General features: G+C 53.2%; 13 protein-coding genes. 6 read left to right on the top strand and 7 right to left on the bottom strand.

Annotated elements, in window-relative coordinates; translation table 11 throughout:
• The first annotated feature begins 45 nt into the window (after positions 1-45).
• From DS739_RS00270 to DS739_RS00260, 3 genes are read left to right on the top strand one after another with little or no spacing between them, the layout of a single operon-like run.
• On the top strand, positions 46-1,977 hold the full coding sequence (locus tag DS739_RS00270; RefSeq protein WP_006116629.1) for a transketolase-like TK C-terminal-containing protein: 1,932 nt from the start codon (positions 46-48) through the stop codon (positions 1,975-1,977).
• A 52-nt stretch (positions 1,978-2,029) separates the two neighbouring features.
• A complete protein-coding gene (gap, locus tag DS739_RS00265; protein ID WP_006116628.1) occupies positions 2,030-3,052 on the top strand; it encodes a type I glyceraldehyde-3-phosphate dehydrogenase in 1,023 nt (340 codons plus the stop codon).
• A complete protein-coding gene (locus DS739_RS00260) occupies positions 3,052-4,275 on the top strand; it encodes a phosphoglycerate kinase (RefSeq protein ID WP_006116627.1) in 1,224 nt (407 codons plus the stop codon). Before gap ends, DS739_RS00260 begins: the two co-directional genes overlap by 1 nt.
• A gap of 81 nt (positions 4,276-4,356) precedes the next feature.
• On the opposite strand, the gene DS739_RS00255 is transcribed toward DS739_RS00260, so the two are convergent.
• The 7 genes from DS739_RS00255 to DS739_RS00225 all read right to left on the bottom strand — a co-directional run bounded on the left by DS739_RS00255 (position 4,357) and on the right by DS739_RS00225 (position 10,930).
• Positions 4,357-5,238 carry a DMT family transporter gene (locus tag DS739_RS00255; RefSeq protein WP_035352955.1) on the bottom strand — a complete coding sequence of 294 codons (882 nt, stop codon included), beginning with the start codon at positions 5,236-5,238 and terminating at the stop codon, positions 4,357-4,359.
• Positions 5,239-5,296: 58 nt separating this feature from the next.
• A complete protein-coding gene (locus DS739_RS00250) occupies positions 5,297-5,959 on the bottom strand; it encodes a tyrosine-protein phosphatase (protein WP_035353094.1) in 663 nt (220 codons plus the stop codon).
• Between the two features lie 175 nt (positions 5,960-6,134).
• On the bottom strand, positions 6,135-6,917 hold the full coding sequence (locus tag DS739_RS00245) for a succinate dehydrogenase iron-sulfur subunit (RefSeq protein ID WP_006116624.1): 783 nt from the start codon (positions 6,915-6,917) through the stop codon (positions 6,135-6,137).
• Positions 6,918-6,953: 36 nt separating this feature from the next.
• A complete protein-coding gene (gene sdhA / locus DS739_RS00240) occupies positions 6,954-8,765 on the bottom strand; it encodes a succinate dehydrogenase flavoprotein subunit (protein ID WP_006116623.1) in 1,812 nt (603 codons plus the stop codon).
• A gap of 117 nt (positions 8,766-8,882) precedes the next feature.
• The gene (gene sdhD / locus DS739_RS00235; protein ID WP_006116622.1) at positions 8,883-9,296 is read right to left on the bottom strand and encodes a succinate dehydrogenase, hydrophobic membrane anchor protein; all 414 of its coding nucleotides are present in this window, start codon (positions 9,294-9,296) and stop codon (positions 8,883-8,885) included.
• Between the two features lies 1 nt (position 9,297).
• Complete coding sequence (gene sdhC, locus DS739_RS00230) at positions 9,298-9,771, bottom strand: succinate dehydrogenase, cytochrome b556 subunit (RefSeq protein WP_006116621.1); 474 nt, start codon at positions 9,769-9,771, stop codon at positions 9,298-9,300.
• A gap of 136 nt (positions 9,772-9,907) precedes the next feature.
• Positions 9,908-10,930, bottom strand: a complete 1,023-nt coding sequence (locus DS739_RS00225) for an aspartate-semialdehyde dehydrogenase (protein WP_006116620.1) — start codon at positions 10,928-10,930, stop codon at positions 9,908-9,910.
• A gap of 401 nt (positions 10,931-11,331) precedes the next feature.
• Here DS739_RS00225 and DS739_RS00220 point away from each other — a divergent pair, with 401 nt between their 5' ends.
• The 3 genes from DS739_RS00220 to DS739_RS00210 are packed head-to-tail and all read left to right on the top strand — an operon-like array spanning position 11,332 to position 14,222.
• A complete protein-coding gene (locus DS739_RS00220; protein ID WP_035353096.1) occupies positions 11,332-12,483 on the top strand; it encodes an NAD(P) transhydrogenase subunit alpha in 1,152 nt (383 codons plus the stop codon).
• Entirely contained in the window at positions 12,480-12,806 is a 327-nt protein-coding gene (locus tag DS739_RS00215) for an NAD(P) transhydrogenase subunit alpha (protein WP_006116618.1), read from the top strand. The genes DS739_RS00220 and DS739_RS00215 overlap by 4 nt, the downstream gene beginning before the upstream one ends.
• Positions 12,807-14,222: an NAD(P)(+) transhydrogenase (Re/Si-specific) subunit beta gene (locus DS739_RS00210; protein ID WP_006116617.1), complete on the top strand. Its 1,416-nt coding sequence runs from the start codon at positions 12,807-12,809 to the stop codon at positions 14,220-14,222.
• The last annotated feature ends 10 nt before the right edge of the window (positions 14,223-14,232 follow it).

Below are 14,232 nucleotides of genomic sequence, written 5' to 3'. Positions count from 1 at the left end.
CATACCCTTTTCAGCAGCAAAAATTCGTTCCACACTCTCTTTCCAATGGCACAGGCCACACTCATAGAGCATCCATTTACTTCCCCTGTAGCAGCCCTACCTGCACAGGATACCGTTGTGCTGCGCCTATGTGCGGCAGCCCGTGTACTGCTTGGTAAAACCAGAAATTCTGCGCATCTGGCGTTGCTGCAAACACTTTGCCTGCCTGTTACGGCACTGTGGTGCCGCATGCTGCGTTTTGATCCAACACACCCCGATTGGCCCGACCGAGACAGGTTTGTTGTACCTTCCGCTACCTTGCATCCTTTATTGCAGGCCATGTTGCACCTTAGCGGCACTTATGCGTTTTCCGAGTCCCCTTTGGAATATGGCGTCCACCCGGGCGTAGAAACCGCCCCCGGCCCTGCTGGGCAAGGCATTGCAGCCGCAGCTGGTATGGCACTTGCAGAACACCTGCTGGCAAAGCGCTATGGACGCTCATTGGTAAACCACCGCACATGGGTGCTTGCGCGTGATGGAGATTTGGCAACAGGTGTTGCCATGGAAGCCGCGCAGCTTGCCGGACGTTTTGGGCTGACCCAACTTGCCGTTCTGGTTAGCCCCACACCGGGAGCAGATAGAACCGAGTTTTCAAACTCTTTGGCACGTTTCAGCGCATCTGGGTGGAGCATCCGCAAAGTGGACGCATCACAATTAAGCGCCATCAACGGCGCTTTAGCAGCCACCATGCGCGCTAAAAAACCAACACTTATTGCTTGCATGCCGCCTGAAAGCCCACAAACCTTTCACCCCCAACCCAGCCTATCTCCAGAAGAAGAACTGACCGGCCCTTGGAGCCCAACTGCCAGACGCGGCGCCACAACATACCGTTCTTGGCTAAAACGGCTGGCCAGACACCGCCAACGCACCGCCTTTGAGCGTGAAACGACCAATACATTCCCCAGCCTATTGATGGAGGACTGGAACCGGCTTTGCCGCCGTGCCATGCAACTCACACATCAGGCCTCCACCCAGCAGGCGGCCATTACCAGCCTGCATACGCTTTCCGCTCTTTTACCAGAACTGACAGTCTTAACGGCTACCTCTGCGTTGCCGCGCACATCTGCCGCAGCGCACATCCAACCAGACTGGCCATGTAATATTCAGGAACATGGCATGGCCGGAATGTTAAATGGCATGTCCTTGCATGGTGGTATTTTGCCCTGTGGCATTGCCAGCATGATTACAGTGGATCGTATGCGGGCGGCACTCCGCATGGCCGCACTGATGCGCCAGAAAATTATCTACCTTTTAACAGATGATGGGCTGGCTCTCAGCCATGATGGGGCAAGCTGGCAACCAGTAGAACAACTTGCCAGCCTACGCGCCATGCCTCATTTGGCCGTTTTTCGGCCAGCAAATGCACAGGAAGCATTTGCTTGCTGGAAGGCGGCCATCCGTTGGCAATCTGGCCCTGCTGTTATCATGCTCTGCCCTACCCCGCCCGAACATTCCTATGCAGTGCCCATGCAGGGGTCTGCTGCCCGTGGGGGATATATTTTGCATGGCAGTAGCTCGCGGCACGTTACCCTTATAGCCTCCGGCCCAGAGGTAAGTATTGCACTGGAAACAGAACAGCTTTTGCGGCAACACGGCGTACAGGCTGCTGTGGTTTCCATTCCCTGTTGGGAAGTCTTTTCCAATCAACCCGAAGCTTACAAAACAACCATTCTGGGCACGGATGTGCTGCGTGTGGGGATTGAAGCTGCATCGGGGTTCGGATGGGAACGCTGGCTGGGTAGCCAAGGATTTTTCGTTGGTATGGATGATTTTGGCGTATCCGCACCTGCCAACGCGGTGTATGAACGTTTTGGCATTACTGCCGGAGCGATTTGTGCGCGGGTTTTAAAACACTTGCGCGCATCCGGCGCCATAGAAGAAAGGTTCCTTCAGGCGTCATCACCTACCTCCCGTCGGCAAGAGCGGGAGCCGTTGTAACAATAAGAAGATCGCACAAGATCACAGAACGACAGAACGGAGAAAGAAAACCATGGCAGTCAAAATCGCTATCAATGGCTTCGGACGCATCGGCCGCCTTGTGCTGCGCGGCATTATTGAGAGCGGACGCACCGATGTTGTGCCTGTAGCTATCAATGATCTGGGCAGCGTAGAAGCCAATGCCCATCTGCTAAGCTATGACAGCGTACATGGTCGCCTGCCTGCTGATATTCGGGTGGATGGCAACAAAATTATTGTCACCGCCAACGGCCGCACATGGGACCCCATTACCGTTTCTGCGGAACGTGATCCCTCCAAAGTGCCTTTCCAGGGCGTTGATGTGGCCATGGAATGCACAGGCCTGTTCACCTCCAAGGAAAAAGCCCAGCCTCTGCTTACGGCTGGCGCCCGCAAGGTTATTGTTTCCGCACCCGCGACAGATGTAGATGCCACCATTGTTTACGGCGTGAACCAGGATGTGCTGACACCGGACATGACCGTGATCTCCAACGCATCCTGCACCACCAACTGTCTGGCCCCAGTGGCCAAGGTGCTGGAAGATGCCTTTGGGATTGAACGTGGCTATATGGTCACCATCCATTCCTACACAGGTGACCAGCGCACAGTGGATACCCTGCACAAGGATCTGCGCCGCGCCCGCGCTGCTGGCCTGAACATGATCCCGACTTCCACTGGTGCAGCCCGCGCTGTTGGGTTGGTTCTGCCGCAGCTTAAAGGCAAGCTGGATGGCACCGCCATTCGTGTTCCCACCGCCAATGTTTCCATCGTTTCTCTGGACTTTGTACCCAAAAACGCGCCAACTTCGGTTGAAGATGTCAACAATGCCATCAAGGCCGTTGTAGATTCCGGCAAGATGAAAAACGCTCTGGCTTATTCTGATGCACCGCTTGTCAGCTCTGATTTCAACCATGCGCTGGCATCTTCAACATTCGATGCAACTCAGACAGCATTGGTAGATGGCGGCAAGCTTGTTCGTGTCTGCGCTTGGTACGATAACGAATGGGGCTTCTCCAACCGCATGTCTGATACAGCCGCCCTGTTCGGGAGCCTGTAATGGCGGAACTTCCCTTCAGCACGCTGGATACGCTTGACCCCAAGGGCAAACGTATTCTGCTGCGCGTAGACCTGAACGTCCCCATGAAAGACGGGAAGGTAACGGACGAAACACGTATTGAACGTGTTGTGCCCACCATTCGTGAACTGGCTGAAAAAGGCGGGCGGGTTATCCTGCTCAGCCATTTTGACCGGCCAAAAGGCAAGGTGGTGCCGGATATGTCGCTCCAGCCCATAGCTACGGCTCTGGCTACAGCTTTGGGGCGGCCCGTCAGCTTTGCGCATGATTGCATCGGCCCGGATGCAGAGGCTGCTGCGCGCTCCATGCAGGATGGAGACATCCTGCTGCTGGAAAACACGCGCTTCCAGCCGGGTGAAGAAAAGAACGATGCAGGCTTGTCCGCTGCCCTCGCCAGTCTGGGCGATGTGTATGTGAATGATGCCTTTTCTGCCGCCCATCGGGCACACGCTTCTACTGCTGGTGTTGCAGCCCATCTGCCATCTTATGGTGGCCGGTTGATGCAGGCGGAACTGGAAGCCCTGTATGCTGCGCTGGAAAATCCGGAGCGGCCCGTAGGGGCTATTGTGGGCGGCGCAAAAATTTCCACCAAACTTCAGCTACTTGAAAACATGCTGGCTAAGGTGGACATGCTGGCTATTGGCGGCGCCATGGCCAACACGTTTCTGGCCGCCAAGGGCCTACAGGTTGGCAAATCCCTGATCGAGAAAGACATGCTGGATACAGCACGTACGATTATGGAACAGGCCCAAGCCAAAAAATGCGATCTCATTCTTCCCGTAGATGTCGTAATTTCGGAAGATTTTATTGCAGGAGCCCCCACACAGGTTGTGCCCGCAACGGCTATTCCTGATGGCTGGATGGCGCTGGACGTTGGCCCAGAAACAGTAAAGCTGCTGCAAAGCAAGCTTGCAGGCCTAAAAACGCTGGTCTGGAATGGGCCTTTGGGCGTGTTTGAGCTGCCACCGTTTGATGAAGGCACCAATGCTGTAGCTCAGGCTGCTGCCCAGCTCACGCAGGAAGGCAAACTGAAAACCGTAGCCGGTGGTGGGGATACTGTTTCCGCCCTCCGCCATGCGGGTGTGCTGCATAAGATGTCTTATGTTTCCACCGCAGGTGGGGCTTTTCTGGAATGGCTGGAAGGCAAGATCCTACCCGGCCTAACGGCTATCAGCACCACACTGGAAAAAACCCTGCCAATCTAAGGCAAAGTTTTAGAACATAACTTTGTTTTAAAACTTATTCTTGCAAAACCACTTCAGATTTTAATGTCTGAAGTGGTTTTTTTATGCCTTCACTTGCGGGCGCGGGTGGCCATACATCTGCATTAGCCCAACGCCTGCCATCACAATGCACCCACCAATAAGAGTGCGCACATTTGGCACTTCTCTTACCAATACAAATGCCAGCAGAAGCGTTGTGGGAGAGAGTAAATACAACAGCCCAGAAGAACGGGTGACCCCCACCTGCCCCACCACATGCGCCCAAGCGCCATACCCCAAAATAGATGGAAATATGCCCAGCACCCCAACCAGTGCCCAAGCCTGCCAACCATTATGCGCGCTTATGGCGCTAGGGAGCCACGGCAAAAGCAGGCCAGCACCAATCAGCAAAATATAGGCTGTGGTCACTAACGCTCCATAGCGCGTTACTAAAGGCCGTTGGAGCAGATAGTAGGTTGCAGAGCATAAAGCTGCTGCCAGCATAACCGTAGTGCCAGAACCAAAACCAAGGCCGCCGGGCTGCCCACTGCCAATAATCACCACACCAGTAAAACTGGTAAGAGAACCTAACCAGCCCCATAGTGTCAGACGTTCATTTAAAAACAGAACGGCGGCAATAGCGGCTAAAAAAGGAGCTGTATTCAATAATAGACTGGCCGCACCGGCAGAAACTGTCTGCTCCCCTGTATTAAAAAGGATATTGTAAAGCGCAATGCCAATGCCGCCACATGCCAAAAAGCGTGGAAGATCCTTTAGCCGTGGCAACTGTGGGCGTTTTACACACAACCAGCATACAACAAGACACGCAGCCACCATATAACGTGCGGCAGCTAACGAAACAGGTGCAAAAAAAGGTAGTGCTAGCCGCACAACAGGATACGCACAGGCCCATGAAAGCAGTGCGGCAACAACGGCCAGAACAGGCACAGGTTTATGAGGAACCATGTGATATCATGGCCTTATCATCAAAAAGGATTGTGGAAGCCGTAATTTTTTGCAGCGCTTATTCGCGCCGCAAAACCTGATCTGTCAGAAAAGAAGATAGCTTATTTGCTACAAACTCTTCTTTTAAAGCGTGCTCATCATATTCATTCCGCACCCACTCAAGAAAAGGCATGCGGCCTTCTCCTTCTGCCTGATAGTGCAGAAAAAAAGCATCCAAAATACCTGTACGAGAGCTACGGAAGTGTCCGTATTTCCAAGAAAGTTCCTTAAGCGCCTGCTGGGCAGATCCGCCCTCAAACAACACAACCAAGCCAGATGCCAAGCCGGCGCGGTCTGCGCCCGATTTACAATGCATCAGTATTGGAAAATCTAGCTTTTGATACATATCTGCAAACCGCAGAATTCTGTCCTTATGGGGGGCGCCACGGCTTTCAAACGCCATATCTATATGGTGCAAACCAAGGCCGCGTGCAGCATTGCGGGAAAGAGCATCAGACCCGCATTTTCTATGCCCACGTAAATTCACCAGCGTACGCAAGCCCAACCGCCCCATGGCCCTTTTCAAACGCGCAGGAGTGGGGTGGTTACACCGATATACTTTGCCAGGAATAACTGCGTGGAAGTTGGTCCACATCAAGCGGAAAATAGCGTGATCTACAAACAGGCTGTCAGTCCAGGCCCGCGCGCGGCCAGATGATGAAGAAAGATGGCCGTCAAACACAAAAAACCTCACTACCAAACAGATCGTCTTCTAGCAGGTTTCATGTTCCACCTTCCTTTGCTGCCGTCAATGCAGAAGGCGCGGAAGAAGGTATATCGCTGCTGACGTTACAAAAAACCCGGCAAGGCAAAGCCATACCAGGTTTTTTGCGTCTATTTTCTGGAAAAACGAAAAATCAGACTTTCCGTTCCAGTTGCAGTTCCTTAATGCGCCCAATGGCCTTGGCTGGGTTCAGACCCTTCGGGCATGTCTGGGTGCAGTTCATGATGGTGCGGCACGCATACAGTTTGAAGGTATCTTCCAACCCATCCAAACGGTCACCCGTATGTTCATCGCGGCTATCGGCAATCCAGCGATAAGCAGCCAGAAGAACGGCTGGGCCTAAATACTTGTCACCATTCCACCAATAGGATGGGCAAGAGGTTGTGCAGCAGAAGCACAGAATGCATTCCCACATCCCATCCAGCTTGGCGCGTTCCTCAATGCTCTGCTTCCGTTCGGAATCCGGCGGAGGGGCGCTGTCTGCCTGCATCCAAGGCTGGATGGAACGCAACTGCGCATAAGCACCATCCAGATTGGAAACCAGATCTTTTACAATTGGCATATGCGGCAGCGGATAGATGCGCACATCGCCCTTGATATCCTTGATGGGCTTAAGGCACGCAAGCGTGTTTTCCCCATCAATATTCATGGCGCAGGACCCACAAATCCCTTCACGGCAGGAACGCCGGAATGTCAGTGTAGGATCTACTTCGTTCTTGATATGGATGATGGCATCCAGCACCATTGGCCCGATGGTATCCAGATCAAGTTCGTAGCTATCAATAACCGGGTTTTTATCATCATCCGGCGTCCAACGGTAAATCCGGAATGTTCTAACGTTTTTTGCACCGGCTGGTGCGGGAAAGGTTTTACCTTTCCCGATCGTGCTGTTGCGCGGCAGTCTGAGTTCAACCATGTTCGCCTCCCTTTATCGCCCGTTCGTTCCGATAACTCAGTAAACGCGCTTTTTGGGTGGGAAGACCTGCACATCATCGGTCAGGGTCTTCATATGCACCGGACGGTAGGTTAGCTTCACGCCACCTTTATCATCCAGCCACGATACGGAATGCTTGAGCCATTCCTTGTCATCACGGTTAGGATAATCATCCCGCGCGTGCGCCCCACGGCTTTCATGCCGCGCAAGGCCACTTTCCAGCGTGACAGTAGCGTTCGCCAGCAGGTTTTCAAACTCCAGCGCTTCCATCAGATCGCTGTTCCAGATCAAAGAAGAATCTGCCACAGAGATATCGCTCACGCCGTTCCAGATATCGCGAATCTTGTCCACGCCTTCCTGTAGGCTTTCTTGCGTACGGAACACAGCAGCATGTGTTTGCATATCACGCTGTAAACGCTCACGCAGGGCAGAAACCTTGGTGCCACCCTTGGCATAACGCAGACGATCCAGCCGATCCAGCGCAGCTTCACCCGCACCGGCAGGCAGCGGACGGGTAAAGTCTGTTGGTTTTACCACTTCCGCAGCACGACGAGAGGCAGCACGGCCAAATACGATAAGATCCAGCAGAGAGTTTGTGCCCAGACGGTTTGCACCATGCACGGAAACACAGGCTGCTTCACCCACGGCCATCAGCCCCGGCACAACGGCATCCGGGTTATCTGGGGTCGGGCGCACCACTTCACCATGAATATTGGTGGGGATACCACCCATATTATAATGCACGGTTGGCAGAACCGGCACAGGTTCCTTGGTAACATCCACACCCGCAAAAATACGTGCCGTTTCAATAATACCCGGCAGACGCTGGTGCAGAAGATCAGAGCCAAGATGCTCAAGGTGCATCATGATGTGATCTTTTTTCGAACCACAGCCACGGCCTTCCTTGATCTCAATCGTCATGGCGCGGGAAACCACATCACGCGATGCCAGATCTTTGGCCGTTGGCGCATAACGCTCCATAAAGCGTTCGCCTTCGGAATTGGTCAGATAACCACCTTCACCACGGCAACCTTCCGTCAGCAGGCAGCCTGCCGGGTAGATACCAGTGGGGTGAAACTGCACAAATTCCATATCCTGCGTTGGAATGCCCGCACGCATGGCCATACCGTTACCATCACCCGTACAGGTATGGGCAGAGGTACAGGACTGGTACGCACGACCATAGCCGCCAGTGGCCAGCACAACCATCTTGGCGTTAAAGCGATGGATTGTGCCATCATCCTGGCACCAAGCCATTACGCCACGGCATTCACCTTCCTCATCCATGATAAGGTCGATGGCAAAATACTCGACAAAAAATTCAACATTGTGCTTCAGGCACTGCTGATACAGCGTATGCAAAATGGCGTGGCCGGTACGGTCGGCAGCAGCGCAAGCACGTGGCACAGGGGCCTTGCCGTAATCGCTCATATGCCCGCCGAAGGGGCGCTGATAAATCTTGCCATCTTCCGTGCGGGAGAACGGCACACCAAAGTGCTCCAGCTCGCGCACAGCAGGCACGGCCTCACGGCACATAAACTCAATTGCGTCCTGATCGCCCAGCCAGTCAGACCCCTTTACGGTGTCATACATATGCCAGCGCCAGTTATCTTCGGCCATATTCCCCAGAGAAGCCCCGATGCCCCCCTGAGCAGCCACAGTATGGCTACGTGTTGGAAAAACCTTGGTAACACATGCAGTGCTTAGCCCTGCTGCGCCCATTCCCAACGTTGCACGCAGGCCCGAACCACCTGCTCCCACAACCACAACATCATAAGCGTGATCAACAATTCGGTAAGCTCCCCGTGACGGAGAGGTATTGGCGTTCATCGTGACGGCGCTCCCATTGCGTTCGGCCTGTCAGTCTTTTCAGGTTCGTGCCACAGCGCTTCAGGCTTTGGGGCGCTGGCGGCACAGGCTCTTGATTCTATAAGGCGGTGGTCCAGCTTATTTGGCGTTACTGCCGCGCACAAACAGCTTGATAACGGCAATTACGCCCAGCAACCCCAACAGGGAGGTGCCAATTTTAACAAGCAGGCGGGCTGGCAAATGTGCCTTGCCATGCACGTAATCATCCACAATCACCTGAAGCCCAAGCTGGGCATGGTAAAAGGTGGTGATGATCAGGGCGATCAGCATGGTGGCATTTACGGGCTTACCGCCCCATTTCACCACTTCTGCATGATCTGCGCCGCCCAGGCGGAACATTTGCACCACAAACCACGTTGAAAGCGGAAGCAGGGAAGCCGCCGTTACACGCTCGGCCCACCAGTGGCCTACACCGGAATGCCCGGCCCCAAGCCCGCGTGCCCGCCCAAGCTGGGAGCGCATGACTTCAATATGAGGAGCAGAAGCATTCATGTCAGGATACCTTTCCTGCTTTGGCGCGGCTGCGTTTGCGACAAATGGAAACAGCCAAAAGGCCAGCCGCCAAAACAGTGCTGACACCAGCGGTAACACCCACGGCTACCGGGCCATCCTTGTTAACTTCCTTTTTGTCATACCGGTAACCGCTATCCCAGATCAGATGGCGGATACCGCCAACAGTGTGGTAAATAACAGATGCCAGCCAGCCAACTAGCACAAGCTGCCCAAGCGGGTTGCCCGTAACCTTACGCGCTGTGGCAAAGGCTTTTGGCCCTTTGGCCGCAGCCCCAAGCCAGAACACACCCAGTGTTGCACCTGCTGTTGCGATAACGCCCGTAATACGGTTCATAATGGAAAGAACCATGGAAAGGCGATAACGGTAGACCTGTAAATGCGGCGACATGGGCCGCTGAATAAGTCTGCCGTCACTTCGGCTCCCTACATAGAGGGCCTTACGGATATCCTGCATTGTCTGCCTCGTACCCCGTCTCTATCCCGTAGCGCCGGCTGGATCCGGCGTTTGCATCGTTTTTGTCCTACGCCCCACCCCTCTGGCCGGTCAATTGAACAGACCAACACGAGGCCGAGAGGGGCGGGATTCTCACTCAACCGTGTCTGGGCAGGAGATCGAGAGCAATCATGGTTTCGGCAATCTGCACCGCGTTCAAAGCCGCACCTTTCCGCAGATTATCGGACACGCACCAGAACGCGAGGCCATTGGGGACCGTCGGATCGACACGAAGGCGTGAAACGTAGGTTGCGTCTTCCCCCACCGAGTCAATCGGAGTCACGTAGCCACCATCTTCGCGCTTATCCAGCACCACAACACCTTCTGCTTCACGCAGGGCTTCATAGGCGCGCTTGATATCAACGGGCTCTTCAAACTCAGCCACAACAGCTTCAGAATGGCCAATAAACACAGGCACACGCACGCAGGTGGCAATAACTTCTACATCCGGGTCGAGAATTTTCTTGGTCTCGACTCGCATCTTCCATTCTTCCTTGGTCGCACCATCATCCATGAAACGGTCGATCTGCGGAATGCAGTTGAAGGCAATCTGCTTCTGAAACTGTTCAATTTTGGGCGGATCATTCACAAAGGTGCCACGCGTCTGGGCGAACAGCTCATCCATGCCATCCTTACCTGCGCCAGAAACCGCCTGATAGGTGGACACCACAACCCGCTTGAGAGTGAACAGATCATGCAGGGGCTTCAGTGCCACCACCATCTGAATGGTAGAGCAGTTGGGGTTGGCAATAATGTTGCGCTTGATCTGCTTAAGGGCGTTGGGGTTTACTTCTGGCACCACCAACGGCACATCCGGATCCATACGGAAGTGAGAGGTGTTGTCGATCACCACACATCCGGCTTTGGCGGCAATGGGTGCATATTTTGCAGACACAGACCCACCGGGAGAAAACAGGCCAACATCCCAACCGGTAAAATCAAATGTTTCAAGGTTCTGCACTTTCAGAACCCGATCTCCAAACGAAACTTCCCGCCCGGTAGAACGGGGTGAGGCCAGCGCTACAATTTCATCTACCGGAAATTCCCGCTCAGCCAGTGTTTTGAGGATTTCACGCCCCACGGCTCCAGTCGCGCCTACAACAGCAACCCGATATCCCATAATCCACCTGCTTTTGATCTTGTATATATGTCGGCCATATATATGGCCTGATGGCGGCAGACCCTAGACCATTACGCAACCAAATGGAATTGCCCGCCATGGGCATCTGCCCCAGTGATTATACGCCCCGCAGCTTTTTTCTGCCCCAAAAACCTTGATACCCGCCCGACACAGAAACCCGATGCCGTGGTTAACCGTTTAAGCGCACGACATACGGAACACGGGATGTGCCAGCATTAAACAAAAATACAACAAATTATTTGAACACTATGACCACGTTTTTGATACACATCATTGCAGCACCCCTACGCGCCGTAGTGTCATAATTTTCGTGCCTCAGGCAGGATGCAAAACCTGTTCTGACCTTTGCCCAACTTTTACAACAGAGTTTGGAACAGACCGTGACACTTAAAATTGCAATTCTGAAGGAAACGGCAACCGATGAAAGACGGGTTGCCATGATTCCCTCAGTCGCCCAGCGCATTGCCAAACTTGGAGCCTCACTGGTTCTGGAGCAAGGTGGAGGAGCCGCAGCAACCTATACGGATGCAGCATACTCACAGGCTGGCGTTGCCACAGAAGCAGATCCGCAAAAACTTCTAGAAGATGCAGATATCGTGCTGGCTGTGCAGCCGCCCTGCGTGGAGACGGTAAAAAAAATGAAAGCCGGCAGTTTGCTGGTGTCTTTCATTTACGCCAAAACCCAGCCTGATCTGGTAAAGGCTTTGCGCGATAGCAAGATCACCACATTTGCCATGGAGCTTATTCCACGCATCAGCCGGGCACAGGCTATGGATGCTCTTTCCAGCCAAGCCGCGTTAGCCGGATATTACGCTCCGTTACTGGGCTGCGTGCATATGCAAAAAATCCTACCCATGATGACAACAGCCGTTGGCTCGCTCCGGGCGGCACGCGTGTTGGTTATGGGGTTGGGTGTGGCCGGGTTGCAGGCATTGGCAACAGCACATCGACTTGGCGCAGTTTGCGAAGGCTACGACGTGCGCCCCGAAACAAAAGAAGAAGCAGAATCTGTTGGTGCGCGCTTTGTCGATACCGGCGTAGATGCCCGCGGAGCTGGTGGGTATGCACGTGAACTGACACCCGAAGAAAAAACAAAAGTGCGTGCCGCACTCAGCCAACACATCGCACAGGCAGATTTAATTATCACCACAGCGGCTGTTCCCGGAAAACACGCCCCACGCCTGATTGACGCAGACCAGTTGGCCGCCATGAAGGAAGGATCTGTTGTAGTGGATATGGGCGCCCCTAATGGCGGCAATTGTGAAGGCACAAAAGCAGGAGAAATTACAAAAATTGGGCCCGTTACATTGGTTGGGCCAACAAACCTGCCATCCTGCCTGGCAGCACAGGCGAGTGAGCTTTATGCCAAGAATATCTACAACCTTTTAGAACAGGTTGTGCATGATGGTGTGCTGAAGCCTGATTTTACGGATGATGTCATTAAAGGCACTACTCTTACGCATGATGGTGCAATAACTAATGATGCCATCAAACAGTTTATCGAAAGCCCGCCAGTGGAGAAAGCATCATGATTACCGCAACATCCATGACCTTTATTATCGCTTTATACATTTTCATGCTGGCCGCCTTTACCGGCTATGTGGTGATCAGCCGTGTGCCATCCATCCTGCATACGCCCCTAATGTCCGGCTCCAACTTCATCCACGGCATTGTGGTTGTGGGTGCGTTGGATGCACTGTTTAACGCCACCAGCATTCCCGGACAGATTATTGGTTTTATTGGGGTTTTTCTAGGCGCAGGCAACGTGATGGGCGGCTATGTGGTAACAGACCGTATGCTTGCCATGTTCCGGCCCAGCCAAAAAACAGCTCCACCCAAAAAGGAACAGCAATAAATGTTTATTGAATACATTGTGGGCTTAAGTGGCCTTATTGCTGCCGGCCTGTTTATTTACGGGCTGAAAGCCATGTCCTCCCCCGTTACGGCTGTATCTGGTATTGTTACAGCCGGTTACGGTATGATCTTTGTTATTGCAGCAACTTTTCTAAATTTATTTAACGTAACAGAAGCCGCAAAACCGCATCTTCTGGTAAATGTGGTATTGGCTGTTCTGGCTCTGGTTTTGGGTTGCGCATGGGCTGGCTGGCGTGGCCGTACCGTGCAAATGACAGCTATGCCACAGATGGTTGCCATTTTTAATGGTATGGGCGGTGGTTCTGCTGCCTGTTTGGCGGCTGTAGAACTTTTAAGCGATGACCCAACATCTCCCTTGCACCTCAGCATTACCGTTTTGGGCGCGCTTATCGGGTGCATTTCGCTTACCGGTTCCATTATAGCATGGGCCAAGTTGGACGGGCGGATGAAAAAGCCTGTGCGCTTTACTGGACAGCGTGTTTTCAATGCTGGGGTGTTTCTTATTGCTTTGGTATTAGGTGCGCTCACAGTCATGCAGTATAGCACCCCAATGGGGGAGCTGCCGCGGGATCTATTCTTCCTGATGGCTCTGCTGTTTGGCGTGTGCATGACACTGCCTATTGGTGGTGCCGATATGCCGGTTGTTATTTCGCTCTACAACGCCTTCACAGGGCTGGCCGTTGGGCTTGAAGGGTATGTGATGAACAACCCGGCCCTCATGATTGCTGGCATGGTTGTAGGGTCTGCTGGCACGCTGCTTACCGTGTTGATGGCAAAAGCCATGAACCGTTCACTCACCAACGTATTGTTCAGCAACTTTGGTGATAGCTCAAGCAGCGCCAAAGGGCCGCAGGGTGAAATGCAATCTGTTGATCCTGCAGATGCCGCCACCACCATGCGTTATGCCTCCAGCGTCATCATTATTCCCGGTTACGGACTGGCTGTTGCACAGGCACAACAGAAACTTTACGAATTTGTCAAAATTCTTGTTGCCGATGGTGTGGATGTTAAGTTTGCAATCCACCCTGTAGCAGGCCGTATGCCAGGGCATATGAACGTTCTTTTGGCTGAAGCCGGCGTGCCATATGACATGATTTATGACATGGATGACATAAATGATAGTTTTGCCACAACGGATGTTGCGCTGGTTATTGGTGCCAACGATGTGGTGAACCCGGAAGCCCTAACAGATAAATCCTCCCCCATTTATGGCATGCCTATTTTGAACGCTTACAAAGCACATCAGGTATTTGTCATTAAACGTGGCACGGGCGTTGGATATTCCGGCGTACAGAACCCGCTTTTCTTCCAGAAGAACTGCACAATGGTATTTGGAGATGCACAGGCTGTGCTTTCCAAAATGGTTGAAGCTGTCAAAAGTCTTGGCGGCTCATAAACATGACACG

The organism is Acetobacter sp. JWB (genome assembly GCF_003323795.1).
Taxonomy (GTDB): domain Bacteria; phylum Pseudomonadota; class Alphaproteobacteria; order Acetobacterales; family Acetobacteraceae; genus Acetobacter; species Acetobacter oryzifermentans.
Note: the sequence above shows the minus strand (reverse complement) of the source record. Positions and strands in the feature narration are given on the sequence as shown.